Source organism: Flavobacterium sp. 2, from assembly GCF_049949195.1.
In the GTDB taxonomy this organism is placed as follows: Bacteria; Bacteroidota; Bacteroidia; order Flavobacteriales; family Flavobacteriaceae; genus Flavobacterium.
This window is the reverse complement of the sequence record NZ_CP188206.1, coordinates 921,792-940,734: the sequence shown is the minus strand read 5'-3', so window position 1 is coordinate 940,734 and position 18,943 is coordinate 921,792. Positions and strand designations below refer to the sequence as shown.

The 18,943-nt window shown below is 33.9% G+C and carries 16 protein-coding genes; 11 read left to right on the top strand and 5 right to left on the bottom strand.

Annotated elements, in window-relative coordinates; all coding sequences use genetic code 11:
- Window positions 1-119: 119 nt before the first annotated feature.
- The gene (gene ytxJ, locus ACNFIH_RS03850; protein WP_426485570.1) at window positions 120-509 is read right to left on the bottom strand and encodes a bacillithiol system redox-active protein YtxJ; all 390 of its coding nucleotides are present in this window, start codon (window positions 507-509) and stop codon (window positions 120-122) included.
- 205 nt (window positions 510-714) lie between these two features.
- Between ytxJ and clpB the strand changes: the two genes are divergently transcribed.
- The 5 genes from clpB (at window position 715) to ACNFIH_RS03825 (ending at window position 7,077) form a co-directional block, all read left to right on the top strand.
- Window positions 715-3,318 (top strand): ATP-dependent chaperone ClpB, encoded by a 2,604-nt coding sequence (gene clpB / locus ACNFIH_RS03845; protein ID WP_426485569.1) that lies wholly within the window; start codon window positions 715-717, stop codon window positions 3,316-3,318.
- A gap of 353 nt (window positions 3,319-3,671) precedes the next feature.
- Entirely contained in the window at window positions 3,672-4,562 is an 891-nt protein-coding gene (locus tag ACNFIH_RS03840) for a DUF808 domain-containing protein (protein WP_426485568.1), read from the top strand.
- A gap of 336 nt (window positions 4,563-4,898) precedes the next feature.
- Window positions 4,899-5,312, top strand: a complete 414-nt coding sequence (locus ACNFIH_RS03835; protein WP_426485567.1) for a hypothetical protein — start codon at window positions 4,899-4,901, stop codon at window positions 5,310-5,312.
- Window positions 5,313-5,721: 409 nt separating this feature from the next.
- Entirely contained in the window at window positions 5,722-6,105 is a 384-nt protein-coding gene (locus ACNFIH_RS03830; RefSeq protein WP_426485566.1) for a DUF6169 family protein, read from the top strand.
- 81 nt (window positions 6,106-6,186) lie between these two features.
- Window positions 6,187-7,077 (top strand): carbon-nitrogen hydrolase, encoded by an 891-nt coding sequence (locus tag ACNFIH_RS03825; RefSeq protein ID WP_035644835.1) that lies wholly within the window; start codon window positions 6,187-6,189, stop codon window positions 7,075-7,077.
- A 122-nt stretch (window positions 7,078-7,199) separates the two neighbouring features.
- Here the strand turns inward: ACNFIH_RS03825 and ACNFIH_RS03820 are convergent, their stop codons facing one another.
- Both ACNFIH_RS03820 and ACNFIH_RS03815 read right to left on the bottom strand, forming a co-directional pair.
- Window positions 7,200-8,465, bottom strand: a complete 1,266-nt coding sequence (locus ACNFIH_RS03820) for an OmpA family protein (protein ID WP_426485565.1) — start codon at window positions 8,463-8,465, stop codon at window positions 7,200-7,202.
- A gap of 201 nt (window positions 8,466-8,666) precedes the next feature.
- Window positions 8,667-10,184 carry a choice-of-anchor I family protein gene (locus ACNFIH_RS03815; protein WP_426485564.1) on the bottom strand — a complete coding sequence of 506 codons (1,518 nt, stop codon included), beginning with the start codon at window positions 10,182-10,184 and terminating at the stop codon, window positions 8,667-8,669.
- Between the two features lie 187 nt (window positions 10,185-10,371).
- On the opposite strand from ACNFIH_RS03815, the gene ACNFIH_RS03810 reads away from it, so the two are divergent.
- Window positions 10,372-11,412: an agmatine deiminase family protein gene (locus ACNFIH_RS03810; RefSeq protein ID WP_426485563.1), complete on the top strand. Its 1,041-nt coding sequence runs from the start codon at window positions 10,372-10,374 to the stop codon at window positions 11,410-11,412.
- 147 nt (window positions 11,413-11,559) lie between these two features.
- Here the strand turns inward: ACNFIH_RS03810 and fahA are convergent, their stop codons facing one another.
- Window positions 11,560-12,843 carry a fumarylacetoacetase gene (gene fahA, locus ACNFIH_RS03805; protein WP_426485562.1) on the bottom strand — a complete coding sequence of 428 codons (1,284 nt, stop codon included), beginning with the start codon at window positions 12,841-12,843 and terminating at the stop codon, window positions 11,560-11,562.
- A 109-nt stretch (window positions 12,844-12,952) separates the two neighbouring features.
- Here fahA and glyA point away from each other — a divergent pair, with 109 nt between their 5' ends.
- From glyA to ACNFIH_RS03785, 4 genes are all read left to right on the top strand, one after another.
- Window positions 12,953-14,227, top strand: coding sequence for a serine hydroxymethyltransferase (gene glyA / locus ACNFIH_RS03800; RefSeq protein WP_426486710.1), 1,275 nt, complete (start codon window positions 12,953-12,955; stop codon window positions 14,225-14,227).
- Between the two features lie 110 nt (window positions 14,228-14,337).
- Window positions 14,338-14,931 (top strand): tRNA-(ms[2]io[6]A)-hydroxylase, encoded by a 594-nt coding sequence (locus tag ACNFIH_RS03795; RefSeq protein WP_132079980.1) that lies wholly within the window; start codon window positions 14,338-14,340, stop codon window positions 14,929-14,931.
- A gap of 174 nt (window positions 14,932-15,105) precedes the next feature.
- The gene (locus tag ACNFIH_RS03790; protein WP_426485561.1) at window positions 15,106-16,146 is read left to right on the top strand and encodes a GMP reductase; all 1,041 of its coding nucleotides are present in this window, start codon (window positions 15,106-15,108) and stop codon (window positions 16,144-16,146) included.
- A gap of 2 nt (window positions 16,147-16,148) precedes the next feature.
- On the top strand, window positions 16,149-16,646 hold the full coding sequence (locus ACNFIH_RS03785; protein ID WP_426485560.1) for an N-acetyltransferase family protein: 498 nt from the start codon (window positions 16,149-16,151) through the stop codon (window positions 16,644-16,646).
- A 150-nt stretch (window positions 16,647-16,796) separates the two neighbouring features.
- Here ACNFIH_RS03785 and ACNFIH_RS03780 read toward each other — a convergent pair whose 3' ends face one another.
- A complete protein-coding gene (locus ACNFIH_RS03780) occupies window positions 16,797-17,375 on the bottom strand; it encodes a pentapeptide repeat-containing protein (protein WP_426486709.1) in 579 nt (192 codons plus the stop codon).
- Between the two features lie 158 nt (window positions 17,376-17,533).
- On the opposite strand from ACNFIH_RS03780, the gene aspA reads away from it, so the two are divergent.
- Window positions 17,534-18,943, top strand: coding sequence for an aspartate ammonia-lyase (aspA, locus tag ACNFIH_RS03775; protein ID WP_426485559.1), 1,410 nt, complete (start codon window positions 17,534-17,536; stop codon window positions 18,941-18,943).

The window sequence follows — 18,943 nt, the reverse complement described above, 5'->3', positions numbered from 1 at the left end:
TTAGATTTGACGTAACAAAATTAAAAGCCTGAAATTATTTGTATAATTTCAGGCTTTTAATTTTGTTGTAGTCTAAGAGTTGAGTAATAACTCATAACTCATAATTTATAACTACTAGTTTAGATCTTGCTTTTCAATGCTTCAGCATCAATATTACTATGCGAAACATCGTAAACGGCTTTTCCGTTTTTGATTAAAATCAATTGTGGAGATTCATGATAAACTCCATATCGGCTGGCGATTTCATTTGAAATATCACGATGCGCAATCAAATCAAGGAAATAAGCATCAACAACATCTTCAAGATCAAACTCTCTTTCAAATTGTTTCAACGCCATTCGGCTGATGCTGCATCTTGTGCTGTGCTTAAAAATTACAACTGGCTTTTCGTTTGATATTGCTTCAATTTCCATTAATTGAAGAATATTGGTTAATTCTGTCCAGTTTACTTTACTTTTTGGAGCTTCTGAGTTCTCTGAACTTCCGAAGATTGAATTAAAAAAACTCATATTTGACTTGTTTTATGACTTTTTGACAGCTAAATCTGATGAAAATCATGATTTTTAGGTCATTTTGTCTTTATTTTTACTATGGAATATAATTTGTCTATTCGAATACAAAGTTAGATTATTTGAGTTAAAAATTTAGCTCCATAAATCGTAACTTTAATCATATAGAATATCAAACCAATAAAATCAATCAAATCATAAAAATATGAACATAAATAAATTTACAATTAAATCGCAGGAAGCTATTCAGTTGTCGCAGCAATTAGCGCAACGAAATGGCCAGCAGCAAATTGAAAATGAACACATTTTCAAAGCTATTTTTGAAGTTGATGAAAACGTAGCGCCATTTATTTTGAAAAAACTAAACGTAAATGTGCCTTTGTTTTTACAAATTTTAGACAGTACAATTCAGAGTTTTCCAAAAGTTTCTGGAGGCGATATTATGCTTTCAAGAGACGCCAATAAAGCTTTGAACGAAGCTGAAATTATTGCACAAAAAATGAACGACGAATACGTTTCGATCGAGCATTTAATTCTAGCTATTTTTGATTCCAAAAGTAAAGTTTCTCAGATTTTAAAAGATCAGGGAGTTACAGGAAAAGGTCTTAAAGCAGCTATTGAAGAATTACGTAAAGGAGAAAGAGTAACATCAGCTTCGGCTGAAGAAACGTATAATTCGTTAAATAAATTCGCAAAAAACCTAAACGAATTAGCAAGAACAGGAAAGTTGGATCCGGTTATTGGTCGTGACGAAGAAATCCGTCGTGTATTGCAGATTCTGACTCGTAGAACAAAAAACAACCCAATGTTGATTGGAGAACCTGGAGTTGGTAAAACTGCAATTGCAGAAGGTTTAGCGCACAGAATTGTAGATGGTGACGTTCCAGAAAATTTAAAAGATAAAATCGTTTTCTCATTAGATATGGGAGCTTTGATTGCCGGAGCGAAATTCAAAGGAGAATTTGAAGAACGTCTAAAATCGGTTGTAAAAGAAGTTACAGCGGCAGAAGGCGATATCGTTTTGTTTATTGATGAAATTCATACGCTTGTAGGCGCGGGTGGAGGTGAAGGTGCAATGGATGCGGCTAATATCCTGAAACCAGCTTTAGCGCGTGGAGAACTTAGAGCAATCGGTGCAACAACTTTAGATGAATATCAAAAATATTTTGAAAAAGATAAAGCACTTGAAAGACGTTTCCAAAAGGTTTTAATTGATGAACCAGATACTGAGAGTGCAGTTTCGATTCTACGTGGTATCAAAGAAAAATACGAAACGCATCATAAAGTTCAAATTAAAGACGAGGCTATTATAGCAGCAGTTGAGCTTTCACAACGTTATATTACCAATCGTTTCTTACCAGATAAAGCAATCGACTTGATGGACGAAGCTGCTTCTAAATTGCGTATGGAAATCAATTCAAAACCAGAAGAATTAGATGTTTTGGATCGTAAAATCATGCAGTTGGAAATTGAAATTGAAGCCATTAAACGTGAGAAAGAAGAAAGCAAATTGAAAATCTTACGCATGGATTTGGCGAACTTAAAAGAAGAACGCAACGAAATCTACGCAAGATGGAAATCTGAAAAAGATATTGTTGACGGAATTCAGGCTGTAAAACACGAAATAGAAGATTTTAAATACGAAGCAGAGCGTGCAGAACGTGATGGCGATTACGGAAAAGTAGCCGAAATTCGTTACGGAAAAATAAAAGAAGCGCAAGAACGCCAGGAAACTTTGCAAAAACAATTGCAAGAATTCCAATCCGGAAATTCTTTAATTAAAGAAGAAGTTACCAGAGAAGATATTGCAGAAGTGGTAGCAAAATGGACAGGAATTCCGGTAATGAAAATGCTTCAGACAGAAAGAGAAAAACTATTGCATTTAGAAGACGAATTGCACAAACGTGTTGTTGGTCAGGAAGAAGCGATAGAAGCTGTGAGTGATGCTGTTCGTAGAAGCCGCGCCGGTTTACAGGATATGAAAAAACCAGTTGGAACTTTCTTGTTCTTAGGAACAACCGGAGTTGGTAAAACAGAATTAGCAAAAGCGTTGGCCGAATATCTTTTTGATGATGAAAATGCTATGACGCGTATCGATATGAGTGAGTATCAGGAACGCCACAGTGTGAGCCGTTTAGTTGGTGCGCCTCCGGGATATGTAGGTTATGATGAAGGTGGTCAATTGACAGAAGCTGTTCGCAGAAAACCATATTCTGTAATTTTGTTAGACGAGATCGAAAAAGCGCATCCAGACACTTTCAATATTTTATTGCAGGTTTTAGATGAAGGCCGATTAACAGATAACAAAGGTCGTTTGGCCGATTTCAAGAATACAATCATAATTATGACTTCTAACATGGGAAGCCAGATTATACAAGAGAAATTTGAAAATCTAAAAGGCGGAGTGGAAGCAGCTACAGAAGCAGCAAAAACAGAAGTTTTAGGATTGTTGAAACAAACAGTACGACCAGAATTCATAAACAGAATTGATGAAATCGTTATGTTTACGCCGCTTACCGTTGATAATATTTCAAGAATTGTAAGTTTGCAATTGAAGAGTGTTACCAAAATGTTGGCTCTACAAGGCATTACAATGGATGCAACTCCGGAAGCAATTCAATATCTTTCAGAGAAAGGTTATGATCCACAATTTGGAGCAAGACCAGTAAAACGTGTGGTTCAGAGAGAGGTTTTAAATCAGTTGTCAAAAGAAATTCTGGCTGGAAATATTACTACAGACAGTATTATTTTAATTGATGCATTTGACGGAAAATTGGTTTTCAGAAATCAAACCTCAACAGTAGAATAAATTTTTTAAATACTTTAATGTTCTCGAAAACACCAAATCAGAAATGATTTGGTGTTTTTTTTTGCTCAAATGCGTAAATATTGAAACATTTTTTCAAAGTATTATAAATGAAGTTTTAAGTATAATTCTCAAATTTACAATAACTTAAAAACATACACTTATGAATAATATATTTAGAGGATTAATCGCAGGATATGGCGCGAAAAAATTAGGAGGAGGATGTTTCGGAACTATATTAGTTTTTGTAATTATCTGGCTATTATTAGGGCAGTGCAGTTAGAATTTATCCAATATTCGGCTTAGAAATTAGCAGAAAAAGTGGTAGATTCGCGCAACTAAAAATAATTAAAAAGATGGGTTCAGGTTTTTTCGCTCTATTAGATGATATCGCAGCAATTATGGATGATGTTGCAGTAATGAGCAAAGTTGCAGCAAAAAAAACAGCTGGAATTTTAGGAGACGATTTGGCTGTAAATGCCGAAAAAGCTTCAGGTTTCGCATCATCGAGAGAACTTCCGGTTTTATGGGCAATCAGCAAAGGTTCTTTATTGAATAAAATCATTATTCTTCCAATCGCATTTTTATTAAGTGCCTTTTTTCCAGTTGCTATCATGGTAGTTTTGGTTTTGGGAGGATTGTTTTTAGCTTATGAAGGAGCCGAAAAAATCTATGAATTTATAGTTCCTCATGCACACGAAGAATCTGAAGGAATTACGGACGAAGTACTTACCGAGGAAGAGATCTTAATAATCGAAAAAGACAAAGTAAAATCGGCAATTGTTACTGATTTCATTCTTTCTGTAGAAATTGTAATTATCGCTTTAGGAACTGTAATTGGGAAACCATTAATGTCACAAATCATCACGGTTTCAATCATTGCGCTAATAGCAACAATTGGAGTTTACGGAATTGTAGCGCTTATCGTTCGTATGGACGAAGTTGGTTTTAAAATGATTCAACGCAGTAAAAAAGAAAAAAGCCTTTTAAAATTTATCGGAAATATTTTGGTTCAGGCACTTCCAAAAGTGATTAAAGCATTAACTGTTATTGGTACAATTGCTCTGATTTTAGTAGCCGGAGGTTTGTTTGTGCATTATATTCCATTTATTCATCATTTGGCGGAAGAAATCAAGATTCCATCAATTATTAAAGAATTTGTAGTGGGGCTTGTTTTTGGGTTTATTGTCCTGCTAATCGTAAATCTTTTCAAAAAAATATTTAAAAAGAAAGAGCCAGTAGTTTAAATACTGATTTTAAAAATAACAAAAAACACTAGTCGAAAAGGCTGGTGTTTTTTTTTGAAGCAGAAATATCAGTTTTCAGTTCAAATTCAGTCCCGCTCTTCGCTATATCTTTTCATCCGCAAAAAAGCGGATAAAAAGGATGCCGCTTCGATCGGGGCTAGGTGAGAAGTTTTTATTTTCATAAGAAATATCGGCATTTTGAAAAAAAATATTAAAAAATAAGCTTCTGATTTATAATGATTTGAATTTTTAATCAAACTATTTAACATTTTATCCAAGCAACCTTTGTAACACTGCTGCATCTTCATAGTAATTAACAATTAATTATTATTTTATATGAAAAGGTTTAGATTAAAATCAGTTTTAGTAGTATTATTTTTATCAAATGCATTAATTTCATGCAGCAACGACGATGACAACGCAGAATCAGCAGTTAAAACAAAAACAGCATTTGTAACTAAAATTGAAGGTCCGGCAACAGGAAAAGTAAACGACGAATTGAGTTATGATGTTACTTATTTAGTAGATAATGCTTGTGGAGAATTCGATAAAATTGCTGAAACAACAATCGGCGAAGCAAAAGGATTGCAAGTTGTAGCAAAATATCCAGTAGATGGAGTTTGCACACAGCAAGTTCCAGATCCAAAAAAGACAGTTTACAAATTTAAGGCAACTGCAAAAGGAACTATCGAAATCAAATTCAAAAAATCAGAAACTGAATTCCTAACTCAAAAAGTAGTAATCGAATAACAACTTTCTTAGTTGATATTTTTTTAGGTTGAAAGCCATTTTGCAAAAGTTTAAATTTTAAACCGATGTGAAATGGTTTTTTGTTTTTGATAAAATGTAAGAATTATCGATTTGTAAATTGAAAGGTAATTTGATTGATTTGAAATAGATGTAATTTTTTTTCTTACATTTGTTCCATGATTCAGAAACAATTATGGAAAAAACAATAATCATAAAGCCAAATGCTAAGACAGTTTCTGTTCTTAAAAAAATGGTTGATTTAAAAGAAGAACATCGAAAAGAAGTTATAGCAAGATTAAAGAAAAAATAATATTTCTTAATGTATCAATATATTTTAGAAGAGGGTTTATACCCTCTTTTTTATTTTACAACAAAACATGGTTTACAGTATTTTGTCAGTTTTCATAAAATGAATTTTGACAATGTTTTTTTTGAAAAATTATATTCAATTGATTTTTATGAAGCGAATAATCAAAAGTTCTTTAATGACCCTTTGATTGAAACTACAATAACTAGTATTGTAAATGACTATTTTAAAAATAATCCAGATATTGTATTGAATTATGTTTGTGATAGTATTGATTTCAAACAGGATTTCAGGCAAAAATTATTTGATAAATGGTATAGGAATACTCAAAATGATGAATTTTCAAAAATCAATTTTCAGTATGAATTAGAGCGGGAAAATATGATTTATCATTTGAGTTTTATTTTTAAAACAGAATTTTATAATGTTGAAGGACTTATCGAGGAAGTTAATTTGCAATTAGTTGAATTTAGTAGTTTTAAATAAGCTTTGTTGATTTGAAGATGAAACTTCTTCACTTTGTCATTCTTTCAAAATTTACTATTTTTGCACTCTAAATTTTATGTCATGCCGAAAAGAAAATATAAAATATCAGTAATTCAGTTAAATCTGAATGATGTTGCTGAAAATAATCTTAAAAAATGTATCAGTTGGGTAAGAGACGCTGCAAGTCAAGGTGCAGAGGTAATCTTGCTTCCTGAATTATATAGCAGTCATTATTTCTGCCAAAGCGAAGATGTCGATAATTTTGCATTAGCAGAACCATTATACAGTACTTCTTTTATTGCTTTCAGCGAATTGGCAAAAGAATTAGGAGTTGTAATCATTGTTCCTTTCTTCGAAAAAAGAATGGCTGGAATCTATCATAACAGTGCTTATATCATCGATACAGACGGTACAGAAGCAGGTTTGTATCGTAAAATGCATATTCCAGATGATCCTCACTTTTATGAAAAATTCTATTTTACGCCAGGTGATTTAGGATTTCAGGCAATAGAAACTAAAAAAGGAACTGTTGGAACTTTAATTTGCTGGGATCAATGGTATCCGGAAGCAGCACGTATTACAGCTTTGAAAGGGGCAGAAGTTTTATTCTATCCAACAGCAATTGGATGGCATCCAAAAGAAAAAGAACAATACGGTGAAAATCAATACGGCGCTTGGATGAACGTAATGAAAGGCCACGCAGTAGCAAACGGAGTTTTTGTAGCAGCTGCAAACCGAATTGGACTTGAAAAATATCTTGAAGGAACTGAAGGAATTCAATTTTGGGGAGCGTCTTTCATTGCTGGACCACAAGGTGAAATTTTAGCGCAGGCTTCACACGATAAAGAAGAAATCTTAATTGCAGAAGTTGATTTGGATTTACAAGAAAATGTTCGCCAAAACTGGCCATTCTTTAGAGACAGAAGAATTGATGCTTTTGGTGATATTACAAAAAGAGCAATTGATAAATAATTAGATTTATCTTGATATATGAAAAGGACAAAATGTAAATTTTGTCCTTTTTTTTTGTTTAAGAAAATAAAAAAAGCGGTTTCATAATTGAAACCGCTTTTTGAAAAATATATAACTAAGATTTATTTCACTTGGAAAGTAACTCTTCTAACTATTTGTCTCGCTTCTTTAGAGTTTTTGTTAACTGAAGTATCTTCTCCGTTAGCAATTACATTCAGTCTTGAAGCATCAATTCCAGCATTAGTTGCTACTTTTTTCACAGCTTCAGCTCTTTTTCTTGATAATTCAGTATTGTAGTTTGAGCTTCCAATTTCGTCAGCATAACCTATAATATCAGCTGATTTTCCGGGATTATTTTTCAAATATTTCACTAAGAAATCAACTCCGGATAATGAAGCATTTGTAGGTTTAGAAGAATTAAAGTCAAAATAAACATTTACGTAACCTCCGTTGATCAATTCTTCAACTGTATTGTTTGTAAGACTTCCACTTCCAGCGCCTTTCTTTTCGTAAGTTTTGTCTAAATAACTTTCTAGCTCATCAGGTACACCGTTTTGATTGGTATCAATAGATTGACCTTTTGTGTTTACCGCAACTCCTGCAATACTATTTGGTTCTAAATCGTATAAATCAGCAACGCCATCTTTATCAGTATCTAAAAGTCCGGTTTCTACTAAATCAACTCTTTTTTCCAATTCGCTGATTCTGTCTTCTTCACCAACCCAGTCAGCATGTTTTTCATTTTTACCTAGATAGAAAGTCAAACCAATAGAAGCATTCAGTAGTACTCCATCAAATGCACCAGATGAAGTGGTTCCCATTCCGTCAAAGTTCCAGTTTTGTTTTCCGTTTACAATTCCGGTAAGATCACCAGTTAATGCGACTCTGTTTGATAGTTTTACTTGTCCGGTTAGACCCAAAATTCCATGTCCCATGTAATCCTGACCTCCCGGGCCAGTTTCGGTGCTAATTTGTGAAACTCCAATACCTCCATGTGCTAAAACACCAATAGTATTTGTCCAGGTTTCAAAATTTAAAGCGCGTCCAATGTTTACAACACCCTGGATGCTTGCTCTTACGTATCTGCTTTCAAAATCCGGCGTGTCATCACGTTCAGTAAATTGGTCGTATCCAACATCTAATTTCACCCCAAACTTTGGACTAAACATGTATCTCACACCTAAGTCAGCGTGAAACGGATTTAAAGTTGCGGTAGAGTAACCTGGAGTCATTGTTCGCGTTGGTTTATTAACCCCGCCATTTAATTCTATAGACCATTTGTTGTATTGTGATTGATCAACAGTTGGAGTAGTATTGGTCGTCATATTTTGTGCGCTTGCTGAAAACGCGAATATTAAAAAGGACAGAGAGCATAATTTCTTTTTCATGATATTCAAATTTTAGTTTGGTTTTTGTTTTAAACTCATGACAAAATTATGCGGTGGGTTTTAGAATGTGTTCTATTTGCTCTTACATAATTTCCACGTTTTGGCTTTTTATTATGTAAAATCCTTAACGAAATCAAAAATGTAAGCATAAAAAAGGACAAAATTTAAATTTTGTCCTTTCTCCCTTTTTCAAAATAAGATCTATTTCAAGTCTGGCTGATATATTTTTATACTTCCGTCGCCTTCACTGCTCACTACTAGTAAGCTTCTTTTGGTTGGGCTTTTTGAAGCCGGAATAAAAAGAATTCCTTCTGGTGCATCTCCAGTTTTGACAGTTTGTAAATATTGCGGAGAAACAGGATTTGTAGCGTCATAAACCATAAAAGCGTCAGATCTTTCTAGGCCAACAAATAAAATGTTTTGATTTCCCATTTTTGCTGCAACAACAGCTTCTGGTTCAGAACCTTTATCGTCACTTCTTTTATCGTCGTACGTTCCTAATTCGTTGGTTTTTTTGTCCACATCATTTTTACTGTCAAAAACAATTTTTCCAGTGTTTCCATTCCAGATTGAGAATGATCTTGCACCAAAACTTATCATTTCGTCTAAATCGCCATCGCCATCGGTATCCCCCATATCAGCAACAAGATTTAATCTTCCTAAATTCGCATCTAGTTTTAAAGTAGCTGCATCAGGGAAAACTGTAGCATCAAGTTTTAAGCTTTTCATACGTTTGATGTCGGTATTAGCTGTATATTCTCTTGCATCTCCTTCATTTGCAGTGACAAAATAAGGTACATTGTTAGCAGAGAAATGACTAATAGCATCTGGCATATACATTCCTTTTACTTTCCACGGATTAAAAGCGATTTTATCGTCAAGATCACTAACATCAATAGCATTTTCAGCTGTATTGTAATCTTTTAAACCTAAAGGATAAATTGCTGTAATTGTTTTAGAAGTTAAATCAACTTTTGCAACACCATTATTTTCTTGTAAAGTTACCCAAGCTGTTTTAGAATCATCTGAAATAGTAATGTATTCTGGTTCAATATCCTGAGCAAAGCTTTTAGCAACTTTTGAAATTCTAAATCCGTCTTTTGCTAATGTTGTTGCTTGACCAGCAAATGAAGCAAAATCAAGTGTTGTAACATTGTATGTACTTGTTTCTATAATAGAAATTGTTCCGTTAGGATCTTGTGAATAATCAGTGTTTGGCTCGCCTTCATTGGCTGTCATGATGTATTTTCCATCAGGAGAAAAAGTAATCATATCTGGCAAAGCGCCAACAGTAACTTGTTTGATTAAGCTGTAATCTGATGTGTTGAAAACAACAACTTTTCCATTTCCTTGTTTGTTTACAGTTGATTCTAAAGCAACTGCCAGTTTTCCATCAAAAACAGAAACGCTGTTTGATGCGCCTTCGTAAGCGGCTAAATCAATTTTTCCAATTTTTACTGGTTTTGTAGGATCAGAAATATCGATAACATCAATTTGATTTGTACCACTGTTGTTTACAGTGAAAAGTCTTTTAGTTTTTTCACAATAAGCTGAAATTTCGGCCGCAGCTTCACCTCCAATAGTAATAGAACCAATTTCTTTAAAAGTTCCCGGATTTTCGTTTACAACAACTTCTGGTTCGTTGTTAGAATTTTCATCATTATTACAGCTTGTCATAATAAGCATTACTGTTAATAATGAGATAGTTAATTTTTTCATTTTTTATTAGTTTTTAGTTTCGCAAATGTAATTCCATGATTTCTGCCAAATATTAAGCCTTCATTATTTAATCTTTAACTTAATTTTTGCAGGATATTCTTTGTGAAATTAAGCACGAATTTCAATCAAATGTTTTATAGTCCTAACGAATGCTTATCTTTGCATTTTCTAAATTAGAACCTTTTTTATGTCAACAAATAATAGAAGATTTCCAGCAGAATGGGAAAAACAGCAAGGAATAGTATTGTGTTTTCCGCATAATGGCAACGATTGGCCGGGAAAATATGAAGCTGTTCAATGGGCTTTTGTAGAATTTATAAAAAAAGTAGCCACTTTTGAAACCGTTTTTTTGGTCGTAGCCGATGAAAAACTGAAAGAAAAAGTTGCCGATATGCTTGAAAGAGCTCGTGTTAACATCAAAAACATTTCTTTTATTATTCATAAAACAAACAGAAGCTGGATGCGCGATTCGGGGCCAATTATTGTGAAAAATGGCTCTAAAAGAGAAGCGCTTAATTTCAATTTTAATGGTTGGGCAAAATATAAAAATTATCAATTAGATAAATTCGTTCCCGGAAAAGTAGCTGATTTTATTGAGGTTCCGCTAACGCAAGTTATGTACAAAGGAAAACCTGTAATTGTTGAAGGTGGTGCAATCGACGTAAACGGAAAAGGAACTTTGCTGACTTCTGAAGAATGTTTAATGCATCCTACAATTCAGGTTAGAAATCAAGGTTTTACCAAAGAAGATTACGAAGCTGTTTTTAAAGAATATCTTGGAGTTACCAATGTGATTTGGTTAGGAGATGGAATCGAAGGTGATGACACGCACGGACACATCGATGATTTATGCCGATTTGTAAATGAAGATACAATCGTAACCATTGTAGAAACGGATAAAAATGATTCAAATTACAAACCTTTGCAAGATAATTTGAAACGTCTTCAAAACGCAAAATTAGAAAACGGAAAATCTCCAGTAATTGTAGCATTGCCAATGCCAAAACGTGTTGATTTTGAAGATTTAAGATTACCGGCAAGTTATGCTAATTTCTTGATTCTGAATAATTGCGTTTTAGTTCCAACATTCAATGACAGTAATGATCGAGTAGCTTTAAATATATTATCAGAATGTTTCCCTGACAGAGAAGTAATCGGAATTAGCTGTATTGATTTCATCTGGGGCTTCGGAACTTTGCATTGTTTAAGCCAGCAGATTCCTGCTTAAAAAATATTAGCCACAGATTAAATGATTTTCACAGATTAGAGAATCATTTTAATCTTTTAATCTGTGGCAAAATAAAGCATAAAAAAACCTTGGCGATAACCAAGGTTTTTTTGTTTTCTATATCTCTTCAGATTCCTTATCGGCTCTTCATTGTCTGATGAAAGGAGGTAATAATTGACTTGAAACTTCTCCAAAACCAATTCTCACTTCATTGCTTTCGCAGAAACCACGAATAATCACAGTATCATTATCTTCAATAAACTTACGTTCGCTACCATCTTTTAATTTTAACGGATTTTTGCCGCCCCAAGTTAATTCCAGCATAGAACCAAAACTATCTGGAGTTGGACCAGAAATAGTCCCTGAACCCATCATGTCACCAGAATTTACACGGCATCCGTTAGAAGTATGATGCGCTAATTGCTGTGCCATTGACCAGTATAAGTATTTGAAATTTGATTTCGAAACGATTGTTTCTTCTTGATTTTCAGGTTGTATTGAAACTTCTAAATGAATATCAAAAGCTTTTTTTCCTTTTGTTTGTAAATAAGGAAGCGGTGATGGATCTTGTTTAGGTCCTTTTGTTCTAAAAGGCTCTAAAGCATCCATTGTCACAATCCATGGAGAGATTGAAGTTGCAAAGTTTTTAGCTAAAAATGGTCCAAGTGGCACATATTCCCATTTCTGAATATCGCGCGCACTCCAGTCATTTAGTAAAACCATTCCGAAAATATAATCTTCTGCTTCATACGTTGGGATGTTTTCTCCCATAATATTTACATCAGTAGTAATAAAAGCGGTTTCAAGCTCAAAATCTACCAAACGAGAAGGCCCAAAAACAGGATAATCGCCGCCAGCGGGCATTGTTTGTCCCATTGGTCGGTGAACCGGAATTCCAGACGGAACAATTGTAGAACTTCTTCCATGATATCCAACTGGTATATGAAGCCAGTTAGGTAATAAAGCATTTTCTGGATCGCGGAACATTTTACCTACGTTTGTAGCGTGTTCTTTACTTGAATAAAAATCGGTATAATCACCAATTAAAACTGGTAATTGCATCTCTACATCGTCGATATTAAAAATAACAATATCTCGATCTTTTGTTGAATCTCTAAGCTGTGGATTGGTTTCGTCGAAAATATCAGCGATACGATTTCGAACCAAACGCCATGTTTTTTTTCCGTCAGAAATAAAATCATTTAGCGTGTCCTGCATAAACATATCATCGGTTAAATCTATTCCCTCAAAATAGTTTAACTGTTGTAAAGCCCCTAAATCTATAGCAAAATCACCAATTCTTGTTCCTACTGTAACGACATTTTCTTTAGTAAGAAATACACCGAAAGGAATATTTTGAATAGGGAAGTCGCTATTATCTGGTACTTCTAACCATGATTTTCTTTTGGTATCGTTGGCGGTTATTGGCATGTTAGATGTTAATTATTTGTTGAAAAATTACATGTCAAATATATCATAATCTAACTGTATGACAAACGTTTTTTTGTATTTTTGCATCAAATTAACGAAAAACGAAAAAATGCAACGCGACGAACAAATTTTTGATCTTATCCAAGAGGAAAAAGAAAGACAAATTCACGGACTAGAGCTTATCGCTTCTGAAAACTTTGTAAGTGATGAAGTAATGCAGGCAGCAGGTTCTGTTTTAACGAATAAATATGCTGAAGGTTATCCTGGCAAAAGATATTACGGAGGCTGCGAAGTAGTTGACGTTATTGAGCAAATTGCAATTGACAGAGCTAAAGAATTATTTGGTGCTGAGTATGCAAACGTACAGCCTCACTCAGGTTCTCAGGCAAATACAGCTGTTTATCACGCTTGTTTGAATCCTGGTGATACTATTTTAGGTTTCGATTTATCTCACGGTGGTCACTTGACACACGGTTCTCCTGTAAACTTTTCAGGACGTTTATACCGTCCGGTTTTTTATGGTGTAGATGCTGAAACAGGTCGTTTAGATTATGATAAAATTCAGGAAATTGCAACTAAAGAACAACCAAAATTAATCATTGCTGGAGCTTCTGCTTATTCTCGTGATATGGATTTTGCTCGTTTCAGACAAATTGCTGATAGTGTAGGAGCAATCTTATTTGCTGATATTTCTCACCCTGCTGGTCTTATTGCAAAAGGATTATTAAGCGATCCAATTCCACATTGTCATATTGTTTCTACAACAACTCACAAAACATTAAGAGGGCCTCGTGGAGGTTTAATCTTAATGGGGAAAGATTTCCCAAATCCACAAGGATTAACAACTCCAAAAGGAGAAATCAGAATGATGTCTTCATTATTAGATTTAGCTGTTTTCCCTGGAAATCAAGGTGGACCATTAATGCACATTATTGCAGCTAAAGCAGTAGCTTTTGGTGAAGCGCTTAAAGATGAATTCTTTACTTATGCAATGCAATTACAAAAAAATGCAACTGCAATGGCTGATGCTTTCGTAAAAAGAGGTTACAACATTATCTCTGGCGGAACTGATAACCACATGATGCTTATTGACTTAAGAAATAAAAATATTTCTGGTAAAGAAGCTGAAAACGCATTAGTAAAAGCTGAAATTACAGTAAATAAAAACATGGTTCCGTTTGACGATAAATCTCCATTTATCACTTCAGGAATTCGTGTTGGAACAGCTGCAATCACAACTCGTGGTTTAGTTGAAAAAGATATGGAAACTATCGTAGCTTTAATCGATAAAGTTCTTGCAGATCATACGAACGAAGACGTTATTGAAGAAGTTGCTGAAGAAGTAAACGAATTAATGAGCGAAAGACCGATTTTTGCGTATTAATTAATATAATTCTTAAAGTTTTTAAAGTCGAAAGTCAAAAGTCTTATTTTGACTTTCGATTTTTGCTTTTATAACTCATAACTTTTAACTCATAATTCATAATTAAAGAAATGGGCGTATTAAGATTACAATTGCCAACCGACCCAAGATGGGTAAATATTGTTGAGAAAAACATTGAAGAAATCTTGACAGATCACGCTTGGTGCGAGCAGAAAGCAGCAACAAATGCGATTACAATTATTACAAACAATTCTGAACATCAAGATTTAGTGAAAGATTTATTGGCTTTAGCCAAAGAAGAAATCGATCATTTTGAGCAAGTTCACAATATCATCATCAAACGCGGATTAAAATTAGGACGTGAGCGCAAAGATGATTATGTAAACGAACTATATCAATACATGAAAAAAAGCGGTGACGGAAGCCGTGTTTCTGGTCTTGTAGAAAGATTGTTATTTTCTGCTATGATCGAAGCCAGAAGCTGTGAGCGTTTTAAGGTTCTTTCAGAAAATATCAAAGACGAAGAATTAGCTCTTTTCTATAGAGAATTAATGGAAAGTGAAGCTGGACATTATACCACATTCATTACTTACGCTCGTAAATACGGAACAGGAATTGACGTTGAAAAACGTTGGAGAGAATGGCTGGCATTTGAAGAATCAATTATTACCAATTACGGAAAAGGAGAAACGATTCACGGATAATTTATAGTGTTTAATCGCAGTCGCAGTTTTTACGTTTGTCAGGCTGAGCGAAGTCGAAGCCCACGCCCACGCAAAGTAAATCAATTGTTCAAAAGTTCAAGTTTTTGTTAATCTAATATCTTCAATCTAAAGTCTAAAATTCCTTACATTTGAGAGTAACCAAAATCTCGGATTATGAGAATAGAAATGGACCTAAAGCTAGGGTTTAAAGATGTAATGTTTAGACCAAAAAGATCAACGCTCAAAAGCAGATCGGAAGTTTCATTAGAGCAGAATTTTAAATTTTTGCACAGTACCTCAACGTGGACAGGAATTCCAATTATGGCCGCCAATATGGATACGGTAGGAACTTTTGAAATGGCTCAGGTTTTGGCTCAGGAAAAGCTTTTTACGGCCATTCATAAACATTATACTTTAGATGAATGGAATAATTTTCTTCAAAACGTAACTTCAGATTTTTACGATTATATTGCTGTAAGCACGGGAACAGGTAAAGAAGATTTTGACAAAATTGAAAAAATAATTACCGCAAATCCTTTACTTAAATTTATTTGTATTGATGTTGCAAATGGTTATTCAGAACATTTTGTGCAGTTTTTAAAGAAAACCCGCAAACAATATCCAGATAAAATCATTATTGCCGGAAATGTAGTTACCGGAGAAATGACCGAAGAACTTTTGTTGGCTGGAGCTGATATTGTAAAAGTTGGAATTGGTCCTGGTTCCGTATGTACAACTCGTGTAAAAACAGGTGTGGGTTATCCCCAATTATCTGCAATTATCGAATGTGCCGATGCGGCTCACGGTTTAGGCGGCCATATTATAAGTGATGGCGGCTGTACAACTCCAGGTGATGTAGCCAAAGCTTTTGGAGCCGGAGCCGATTTTGTAATGTTGGGCGGAATGCTTGCAGGTCACACAGAAAGTGGTGGTGAACTAATCGAAGTAAAAGGCGAAAAATTCAAACAATTTTACGGAATGAGTTCCAAAACCGCAATGGACAAGCATTCAGGCGGTGTTGCAGAATATAGAGCTAGTGAAGGAAAAACAGTTCAGGTTCCGTTTAAAGGCGATGTAATTTATACGGTTTTGGATATTTTAGGAGGAATTAGAAGTACTTGCACTTATGTAGGAGCCTCAAGATTAAAAGAATTGACTAAACGAACGACTTTCATCCGCGTAAGCGAACAAGAAAATCAAGTTTTTAAAAAATAAATATGATTCAAATTACCGAAGCATTTGTTGATGATATTGCTAAAATTCAAGAAATCGCACACATAACATGGCCAATTACTTATGGCGAAATTCTAACCGCAGAACAATTAGATTATATGTTAGATCTAATTTATTCTGATGAAGCGTTATCAAGACAAATTCAGAATAAAGAACAGCTGTTTTATTTAATTTCAGATTCAGAATCTGTAATTGGATTTATCGGAATTGAACACAATTATAAAAACGAAGCTATAACTAAAATACATAAAATCTATCTTTTGCCAGAAACGCAAGGAAAAGGTTATGGTAAAATAGTGTTTGAAGAAATTGCAAAAATGGCTGCAGAAAACCATTCCAATGAACTTTTACTAAACGTAAACCGTTTCAATACGGCCTTAAATTTCTATAAAAAATTAGGTTTCGAAATTAAAGAAACGGTTGATATCGAAATTGGAAATGGGTATTTAATGGAGGATTATGTAATGGGGAAGGATATTTAATTTTTAAAAGTAATATTTGAACACTGATAAAACGGATTCGCTATCGCGAAAACGCAGATAAAAACTGATTTTTTCTATCATAATTAAAATATTAAATCCGTCAAATCAGTGTCTTCGCGATAGCGAATCCGCTTTATCCGCGTTCTGTTACTACGTAACAATCACATCATGCTTAAACAATAATCCTTTCACTTCTTTCAAAGAAAAAACAGCTTTCTTCAGTTTAGTTTTCGATGGATCAATAGTATAATTATAACTCGTTTTAAAATCGGTTTTGTTGGCGATGGCTTTGTCGAATTCTGAGCGATATAAATCGCAGTTATAGAAAACGACATTTGTAAGATCTGTGGCCATAAAATCTACGGCTATCAAACTGCAATTGGTAAAAAAAGTTCCTTTTAGTTTTAAAGTGTAAAATTTCGAAAAATCCAAAATACAGTCGTTAAATTCGATTTCAAAAATCAATTTATCACACATCGCAAAATTTACTTCCTTAATTTCGCAACGGTTAAATCTTGCTGTTCTGAAAGCAACATAATTAATCTTGGCTTCGCTGAAAATACAATCATTAAAAACGCAGTCAATAAAAGTAACAGCGAGAAAATTACAGGCAGAAAAATTACAATTATTAAAAACGCAACATTCAAAATCCTTAAAATTTAAGTCATCTTTAGCGTAAATAATTGCATTGTATTCTTTGTCAAGAAAATATTCGCTTTCTTTTTTCAACTCTTTTTCGATAATTATTTGAGGCTGAAAAGGTAATAATTTGTGGCAAAATATTCGGTTTAAAATCATAAAACATTTTAAAAACCTATCTGCTTTCGCGTAAAAATAATGTAGCTTTACACTTATTTTTTTAAGATAAAACATATCAATTTTATTATATGGAAGCAACAAGAAAAGAGCATGATTTTTTAGGCGAATTAGAAATTCCCAATCATTTATATTACGGAATCCAAACTTTTAGAGCGGTAGAAAATTTCAATATTACCGGAATTCCAATTTCAAAAGAACCATTATTTATTAAAGCTTTAGGTTATGTAAAAAAAGCGGCAGCTTTGGCCAATAAAGATTGCAGTGCAATTGATCCTAAAATTGCTGAAGCAATTTGTTATGGAAGTGATCAGGTAATTTCGGGTAAATTTGATAAAGAATTTGTAAGCGATTTAATTCAGGGCGGAGCAGGAACTTCTGTAAATATGAATGCTAATGAAGTAATTGCAAACATCGGATTGGAATATCTTGGTCACAAAAAAGGCGAATATAATTTTCTGCATCCAAATAATCATGTAAACTGTTCACAATCTACAAACGACGCTTATCCATCGGCGTTTAGAATTGCTTTGTATTTGAAAATGGATAGTTTTATTAAAACTTTGGCAGGTTTAGAAATCGCTTTTGCTAAAAAAGGCGAGGAGTTCAAAGAAGTTTTAAAAATGGGAAGAACACAGTTACAAGATGCTGTTCCGATGACTTTAGGACAGGAATTTAAAGCTTATGCCACAACAATTGGCGAAGATATTCAGCGCTTGAAAAATGCTCAGGAATTACTTTTGGAAATCAATATGGGTGCAACAGCCATTGGAACAAAAGTAAATGCTCCTGAAGGTTATCCGGAAATTTGTGTAAAATATTTGGCTGAGGAAGTCGGAATTCCGTTAACGCTTTCACCTGATTTAATTGAAGCTACAGTTGATACAGGCGCTTATGTTCAAATTATGGGAACTTTAAAACGTTCTGCCGTTAAGATTTCGAAAATTTGTAATGACTTGAGATTGTTGAGTTCTGGGCCAAGAACCGGTTTAAATGAAATTAATCTTCCGGCGCGTCAACCAGGTTCATCAATTATGCCAGGAAAGGTAAATCCTGTAATTCCAGAAGTTGTAAATCAGACTTGTTTTTATGTTATTGGTCAGGATTTAACGGTTACTATGGCGGCAGAAGCGGGACAATTACAATTGAATGTTATGGAACCCGTTATTGCTTTTGCAATGTTTACTTCGCTGGACTATCTTTCAAATGCAATCCAGACTTTAATCGATAAATGTATAAACGGAATTACTGCAAACGTGGATCATTGTTATAATATGGTAATGAACAGCATTGGAATTGTAACACAATTAAACCCAATTATTGGCTATGAAGAAAGTGCTAGTATTGCCGGAGAAGCTTTAAAAACAAATAAAAGTGTACATCAAATTGCTGTTCTTGAAAGAAAGCTTATTACACAGGAAAAGTGGGATGAAATCTATTCGCTAGAAAATTTGATCCATCCAAAATTTATCACAAAATAG

Coding starts and splice junctions, on each gene's coding strand:
- ACNFIH_RS03815 (WP_426485564.1), bottom strand. CDS start 10,184: ATGAAAAAATTAACTATCTCATTATTAACAGTAATGCTTATTATGACA.
- ACNFIH_RS03810 (WP_426485563.1), top strand. CDS start 10,372: ATGTCAACAAATAATAGAAGATTTCCAGCAGAATGGGAAAAACAGCAA.
- glyA (WP_426486710.1), top strand. CDS start 12,953: ATGCAACGCGACGAACAAATTTTTGATCTTATCCAAGAGGAAAAAGAA.
- ACNFIH_RS03830 (WP_426485566.1), top strand. CDS start 5,722: ATGAATTTTGACAATGTTTTTTTTGAAAAATTATATTCAATTGATTTT.
- ACNFIH_RS03835 (WP_426485567.1), top strand. CDS start 4,899: ATGAAAAGGTTTAGATTAAAATCAGTTTTAGTAGTATTATTTTTATCA.
- ACNFIH_RS03795 (WP_132079980.1), top strand. CDS start 14,338: ATGGGCGTATTAAGATTACAATTGCCAACCGACCCAAGATGGGTAAAT.
- ACNFIH_RS03790 (WP_426485561.1), top strand. CDS start 15,106: ATGAGAATAGAAATGGACCTAAAGCTAGGGTTTAAAGATGTAATGTTT.
- ytxJ (WP_426485570.1), bottom strand. CDS start 509: ATGAGTTTTTTTAATTCAATCTTCGGAAGTTCAGAGAACTCAGAAGCT.
- clpB (WP_426485569.1), top strand. CDS start 715: ATGAACATAAATAAATTTACAATTAAATCGCAGGAAGCTATTCAGTTG.
- aspA (WP_426485559.1), top strand. CDS start 17,534: ATGGAAGCAACAAGAAAAGAGCATGATTTTTTAGGCGAATTAGAAATT.
- ACNFIH_RS03785 (WP_426485560.1), top strand. CDS start 16,149: ATGATTCAAATTACCGAAGCATTTGTTGATGATATTGCTAAAATTCAA.
- fahA (WP_426485562.1), bottom strand. CDS start 12,843: ATGCCAATAACCGCCAACGATACCAAAAGAAAATCATGGTTAGAAGTA.
- ACNFIH_RS03825 (WP_035644835.1), top strand. CDS start 6,187: ATGCCGAAAAGAAAATATAAAATATCAGTAATTCAGTTAAATCTGAAT.
- ACNFIH_RS03840 (WP_426485568.1), top strand. CDS start 3,672: ATGGGTTCAGGTTTTTTCGCTCTATTAGATGATATCGCAGCAATTATG.
- ACNFIH_RS03820 (WP_426485565.1), bottom strand. CDS start 8,465: ATGAAAAAGAAATTATGCTCTCTGTCCTTTTTAATATTCGCGTTTTCA.